4 protein-coding genes are annotated in these 6,556 nt (G+C 47.3%); all 4 read right to left on the bottom strand.

What is annotated here, in order from left to right; all coding sequences use genetic code 11:
* Position 1: 1 nt before the first annotated feature.
* Positions 2-1,153 (bottom strand): CamS family sex pheromone protein, encoded by a 1,152-nt coding sequence (locus JI667_RS09575; protein ID WP_206852460.1) that lies wholly within the window; start codon positions 1,151-1,153, stop codon positions 2-4.
* A 15-nt stretch (positions 1,154-1,168) separates the two neighbouring features.
* Positions 1,169-3,175, bottom strand: a complete 2,007-nt coding sequence (gene ligA / locus JI667_RS09580) for an NAD-dependent DNA ligase LigA (RefSeq protein WP_206852462.1) — start codon at positions 3,173-3,175, stop codon at positions 1,169-1,171.
* 63 nt (positions 3,176-3,238) lie between these two features.
* A complete protein-coding gene (gene pcrA, locus JI667_RS09585; protein WP_206852464.1) occupies positions 3,239-5,464 on the bottom strand; it encodes a DNA helicase PcrA in 2,226 nt (741 codons plus the stop codon).
* Positions 5,465-5,547: 83 nt separating this feature from the next.
* Positions 5,548-6,234 (bottom strand): heptaprenylglyceryl phosphate synthase, encoded by a 687-nt coding sequence (locus JI667_RS09590; protein ID WP_206852466.1) that lies wholly within the window; start codon positions 6,232-6,234, stop codon positions 5,548-5,550.
* Between the last annotated feature and the right edge of the window lie 322 nt (positions 6,235-6,556).

Below are 6,556 nucleotides of genomic sequence, written 5' to 3' on the forward strand. Positions count from 1 at the left end.
TTTATTCGTAGATGTGTAAGTAGGTTTCTTTACTGCCCTTTTTCTTCACGATCAGGGCTTCGGGACCGTAGGAAGAGGAGACGAGGAGTTCTACGTCCCAGCTTTCCGGGGCCTGGTTCCCGATCATGTTGGTAAGATGCTGGGCGAACCCGATGGTTTCGGCTTTTCCCTGGAAGGAAAGGGCCACTTCGAATTCCATTTTGGACAGTTTCTGATCTTGATAGAGTGCCTGTCCTGTCAGTCCTGTGTAGACTGGGAAATACTTTTCGATATCTGTTTTTAATTCATTAAAGACTTTATAATCGTTCGGATGGTTCTCCTGGGCTTCAGGGGAAGGGAATAGATAATACTCTTCATTGATTCCTTTCCAGTCCTGAATGCCGTTCTCGTCAGGCTCCACCGTCGTATAGGCAAAGAAGTGCCCAGGCACGACTTGATCTTTCGGAGCCTGTTTATAAAGGGAGATCATAATCGGAACGTTTTGGAGTTCTTTTTTCTGGCGCAGACGGTTCAAGACTTCACCGGCAATTTTAGCTCCTTGTTCTTTCAACACCTCATTGCTGATCTTCTTTACTGTTCTTGTCCCATTCGACATATTGGTTTCATACTGAACAGAATTCAGGGATAGGGCGATGGCCACTCCACCCAGGCGCACTTTGTTGTCTTCTTTCTTCATCAAGTAATTATGTTCAATCACATGGGCCAAGTAAATCGGTGCATTTTCACCACTTGACTGCACGGGATTCAGACCCACATTCTGAGACTCCTGAAGGCCTTTTTCTTTCAGCTGTTCGCTTGTATACTTTCGTTGCAGCCAGCTGTCCACCGTTTTCTTGTTTAAAAATTGTCCTTCTTTGAAGAAATAATCTTCGGTTGAAAACCGATTTTGAGCCACTCTTAATAAACCCTTTTCGATTTCATTGATATCGTATCTTGATCCCAGATCATTCACGACGACCCCCCGGGTATCGCTCGTTTCATACGGAAGCATCGTCTTGTAGTATTCTTTCGATATTTGGAAGCTTGGTATGATGGCTTTCTTTGCTTCGCTATCCTGATTTTCCTGAACGACCTGATCCTGTTTCTCAAATGTCGGAGCACAGCCTCCTAATAACAACAATGCGGAGAGAGCGACCGAAATCCCTTTTTTCATTCCTCGTTACACCTCTTATCGGTTAAGTTCTTCCATCAGCTTATCCTCATCCCAGACTTCTATATTTAACTCGTTAGCTTTCACAAGCTTCGAACCTGCCTCTTCCCCTGCGATGACAAGATCGGTCTTCTTACTGACACTGCCTGTTACTTTCCCGCCGAGCATCTCAATCTTTTCTTTCGCTTCATTCCGGCTCAGGCGTTCGATTTTCCCTGTAAGGACAATGGTCTTTCCCGCAAAATACGAGTCGACGTCACTAGCAGCTACAGGCTTCGGTCCTTTATATTCAAGGTTCACACCGGCGTCCTTCAGTTCTTGAATGAGTTCCTTCACTTCATCATTTTCAAAGTAAGCTACGATGGCATCGGCCATTTTATCCCCGATCTCATTGACGTTCGTCAGCTCTTCTTTCCCCAGTTCCATCAGCTTGTCCATGGTTCCGAATTCCTGTGCGAGGGTCTTCGCCGCTTTGGCTCCGACGTGACGGATACCGAGACCGAATAACAGTTTCTCCAAGGAATTCGCTTTCGACGTTTGAATGGCTTCCAGAAGGTTATCAACGGATTTCTCACCCATCCGTTCCAGCTGAAGAAGCTGATCCCGCTCTAGTCTGTATAAGTCGGCAACATCTTGGATCAGTTTCTCCCTGAATAACTGGCTGATCACTTTTTCACCAAGTCCATCGATGTTCATGGCATTCCTGGATACAAAGTGTATGAGGCCTTCCCGGATTTGCGCAGGACATTTCGGGTTGATACAGCGAAGGGCCACTTCCCCTTCGAGTCTCACAAGCTCACTTTCACATTCCGGACAATGGGTCGGCATCAGGAATTCCTGTTCGTCACCGGTTCTCTTATCTTCCAGTACGTTGACCACTTCAGGGATGATGTCTCCCGCTTTTTTGATGACGACATGGTCACCGATTTTGATGTCTTTTTCACGTATAAGGTCCTCATTGTGAAGGGAGGCGCGTTGTACGGTCGTTCCTGCTACTCGAACCGGTTCCAGAATGGCCGTTGGCGTGACGACGCCTGTACGACCTACACTCAATTCAATTTCCTTAAGAACCGTGACTACTTCTTCCGCCGGGAACTTGAAGGCAATGGCCCACCTCGGGCTTTTGGCTGTCGTTCCCAGTTCCTCTTGCTGATCAAGGGAGTCGACTTTTATGACGATACCGTCTATGTCATATGATAGGTTGGGGCGTTCTTCCGTCCAATTCCCGACAAAATCAAGGACTTCTTCGATCGTCTCACAACGTTTACGCTCAGGATTCGTTTTAAAACCGAGTTTGTCCAACGTATCCAGTCCCTCACTATGAGAGTGAATCCCTGTGTCTCCTATATCAGCTAACGCATATAGGAAAATATCAAGGTTCCTTGATGCTGCAATCTTCGGATCAAGCTGACGCAGTGAACCCGCAGCCGCATTACGCGGATTGGCAAAGGGCTCTTCTGCTTTTTCTTCTTTGATTCTATTCAGTGCTTCGAAGGATCCTTTCGGCATGAAGGCTTCCCCCCGTACCTCGAAGGACATCTTTTCTGAGATTTTTAACGGAATGGAACGGATCGTCTTCAGATTCGACGTGATATCTTCACCTATTTCACCATCCCCCCTTGTTGCCCCCTGGACGAACGCCCCATCTTCATATCTGAGGGAGACGGCCAATCCATCAATCTTCAGCTCGCAAACATAGGAAAACTCATCCCCTACTGCTTGACGGACACGGCGATCAAAGTCACGAAGATCTTCTTCATTGAAGGCATTTCCAAGACTCAACATCGGAGTTCTATGCTCTACTTTATTAAAGGACTCGAGAATGGTGCCCCCTACGCGTTGGGAGGGAGAATCCGCAGATTTCAATTCCGGAAATTGGTCTTCGAGTTCAATCAGTTCCCGAAGAAGCTGATCATACTCCGAATCCGGTACAGAAGGCTTGTCGAGAACATGGTATTCATAGTTATATTGATTTAACAGTTCGTGCAGTTCATTGATACGCTTTTCGGCTGATTGTCGATCCATTTCCACAACCCTTTCTTGCTTAGATATTCAGTCAGTTCGGAAGGGACTCCCCTTCCCGATACGTCATGCTTTTTCGATTGGGGCAAATTTAGCCAGGAGACGCTTGATTCCCATTGGACTAGGGAAGGCAATATCGAGTTCGACACTGTCTCCGGATCCTTTCACACTGACAACCGTTCCCGTCCCCCACTTCTTATGCTGGGCTTTATCCCCAACCTGCCAGGCAACGGATTCTCCGCCCGTAGTGGTCTGGACTGGACGTGCAACCGGCTTACGGGGGGCGGGACGTGCCGGTGACTTCGCCGCTGATTTCCCGAAAGGCGTGAAGGCACTCTTCTTCTCAGCCATCACATCATCCAACAAGTCTGCAGGAATTTCATTAATGAATCGGGAAACAGGATTCATCTTCGTTTGCCCGAAGAGCGTCCTCATCTGGGCATTGGTCAGGAAGAGTTGCTCTTCTGCACGGGTGATCCCCACGTACGCCAAACGGCGCTCTTCTTCCATTTCATCCTCTTCCATCAGGGAACGGCTGTGAGGGAATACCCCTTCCTCCATCCCCATAAGGAATACGACAGGAAATTCAAGACCTTTGGCTGCGTGCAGGGTCATTAAGATGACGGTATCTTTCGGCTGGTCATCTTCATCAAGCTTATCGATGTCGGCAACCAGGGCAAGGTCTGTCAGGAATGCCACGAGGCTCTTATCGTCGTTGGATTGCTCGAAGCTCTTCGTTACAGAGAGGAACTCGTCCAAGTTCTCCAGTCTAGATTGGGATTCAATGGACTTTTCCGCTTTCAGCATATCGGTATACCCTGATTTCTCGAGGATTTCTTCTACCAGTTCCGTGACAGACAGATACTCCTGCATGTTCGTATAGCCTTTCACCATTTCCATGAATTCAATCACAGCCTTGGTGATTTTAGGGCTGAGCCCGATGAAATCGGCTTCTGCGAGGGCCTTGAACATGGAAATATCATGATCCTGTGCGTAACGGGCGATCTTATCAATCGATGTCGCCCCGACACCCCTTTTGGGCACATTGATGACACGCTGCAGGCTGATGTCATCGTCCGGATTTGAAATAAGCCTTAAGTAGGCTAAAATATCCTTGATCTCTTTACGGTCGTAGAACTTGATGCCGCCGACGATGGAGTATTCGATATTCGATTTAAGCAGAACTTCCTCCATGACACGGGACTGGGCATTTGTACGGTACAGGATGGCAAAATCAGAATACTTTCTCTTGCCGCCCTCCATCATTTCTTTAATTTTACCCGTGACGAATTGGGCTTCGGTCTGCTCGGTATCCGCCCTGAAATAGGAGATCTTCTCCCCGTCATGATTTTCCGTCCACAGATTCTTCGGTTTACGATTGGAATTCTTTTGGATGACTTCATTCGCCGCTTGGAGGATCCTCTTCGTTGAACGATAATTCTGTTCAAGGAAAATGACGGTAGCTCTTGGGTAATCCTTCTCGAAAGAAAGGATATTGGCAATGTCCGCACCGCGCCATTTGTATATCGACTGATCCGAATCCCCTACGACACATAGGTTCTGGAAGCGGGATGCGAGCAGTTTCACGAGCATATACTGCGCCCTATTCGTATCCTGATACTCATCCACATGAATATACTGGAACTTACGCTGATAGAATTCCAGCACTTCAGGTACACGTTGAAACAATTGAATCGTCGTCATGATCAGGTCATCGAAATCCAGGGCCTGATTCTTTCGTAACCGCTTTTGATATTCACTGTAAATATCCGAAACGACCTGGTCGTAATATCCCCCTACCTGTTTGGATAATTCTTCAGGTGTGGTCAGCTCATTCTTCGCAGAACTGATGGATCCAAGAAGGGAACGTGGATCAAATTTCTTCGGATCAATATTTTTTTCTTTTAAAATGGATTTGATGACAGACTGCTGGTCCGTCGAATCCAGGATCGTGAAATTCCGGTTCATTCCGATCCGGTCGATATCACGGCGGAGGATCCTTACGCACATGCTGTGGAAGGTTGAGATCCAGATGTTGTCAGATGCTCCGCCAAGGATGTTATGGATACGATCTTTCATTTCTCTCGCCGCTTTATTTGTAAAGGTAATTGCTAAAACATTGTAAGGATTGACCCCTTTTTCCACCATTAAATACGCAATCCGGTGCGTCAATACTCTCGTCTTCCCTGAGCCTGCCCCTGCCATGATCAGCAAAGGTCCCTCCGTTGCCTTCACAGCTTCCGCCTGCTCGGGATTCATTCCATTCAACAATCGATCAGTCAAAAATTGCATACTCTCTCACCACCATAACGAACATTTGTTCTATTTTGTGTTTCCATTATATCTTATTCAGGGACCGACCTCCAGTAGGATCTTTACCCCTTTACTGCTTTTACCGTTTTTAACGCCTCTTTCATATTCTCATACACAGCATTCCCAACGACAACCACATCTGAAACCTCGGCCATCTCCTTCGCCTGCTGTGCGGATTTGATGCCCCCACCATAGAATAAGGTCGTGTTTTCCAACGAATCTTTCACTTCTTTAACTGTTTCGACGTCCCCATATGTACCACTGTACTCAAGGTAAAAAATCGGCAGGTTGAACATCCTTTCGGCCATCATGGCATAAGCTGCCGCGTCTTCACTTGAAATATCTGTGTTTGCTTTCGTTACCTGGGCTGCTTTGCAGTCACGGTTCAATATACAATATCCTTCTACAAGGATTTCATCCCAATTCATAATTTCTCCATATTCCTTGACCGCCTGGTGATGCAAACCCGTCACCCAGTTCATATCCGAGCTATTCATCACCATTGGTATAAAATACAGATCGAACCCCGGAGTGATCGACTCCAGATTTGATACTTCCAGAATACAAGGAACCGTATATCGTCTCACTCGTGCCATCAAATCAAGAACCTTTTCAAGGGTTACACCGTCCGTTCCCCCTACGATGATCGCGTCTGTTCCTGATTCACATACTGCTTCTAAATCTTCATCATCTATTGTCTTATTCGGATCTAGTTTAAACACATGGCGCCACTCTTGGACATCATACATGCACTGTTCCTCCATTCATACATCCATCTAACGTATTATATCATTTGTGGGTGGGAGTCGCATCACCTACAAAAGCGGAGGCGGCTCGCCCAGAGGCGACAAGCATAAGATGGACCTGCCGGAAAGGCGTTCTTTGCCTTTTTGGCAGGTTTAGCTTATGACCTCGAGCCTCTAGCCGCCGGAGCTGGATGACACCAAAAGCGGAGGCGGCTCGCCCAGAGGCGACAAGCATAAGATGGACCTGCCGGAAAGGCGTTCTTTGCCTTTTTGGCAGGTTTAGCTTATGACCTCGAGCCTCTAGCCGCCGGAGCTGGATGACACC

Origin of the sequence: Bacillus sp. NTK074B (genome assembly GCF_017303375.1) — a bacterium.
GTDB lineage: Bacteria > Bacillota > Bacilli > Bacillales > Bacillaceae_B > Rossellomorea.

Bases quoted from the DNA above. Each gene is read 5' to 3' on its own strand.
- JI667_RS09575 (WP_206852460.1), bottom strand. From the start codon at position 1,153: ATGAAAAAAGGGATTTCGGTCGCTCTCTCCGCATTGTTGTTATTAGGA.
- ligA (WP_206852462.1), bottom strand. From the start codon at position 3,175: ATGGATCGACAATCAGCCGAAAAGCGTATCAATGAACTGCACGAACTG.
- pcrA (WP_206852464.1), bottom strand. From the start codon at position 5,464: ATGCAATTTTTGACTGATCGATTGTTGAATGGAATGAATCCCGAGCAG.
- JI667_RS09590 (WP_206852466.1), bottom strand. From the start codon at position 6,234: ATGTATGATGTCCAAGAGTGGCGCCATGTGTTTAAACTAGATCCGAAT.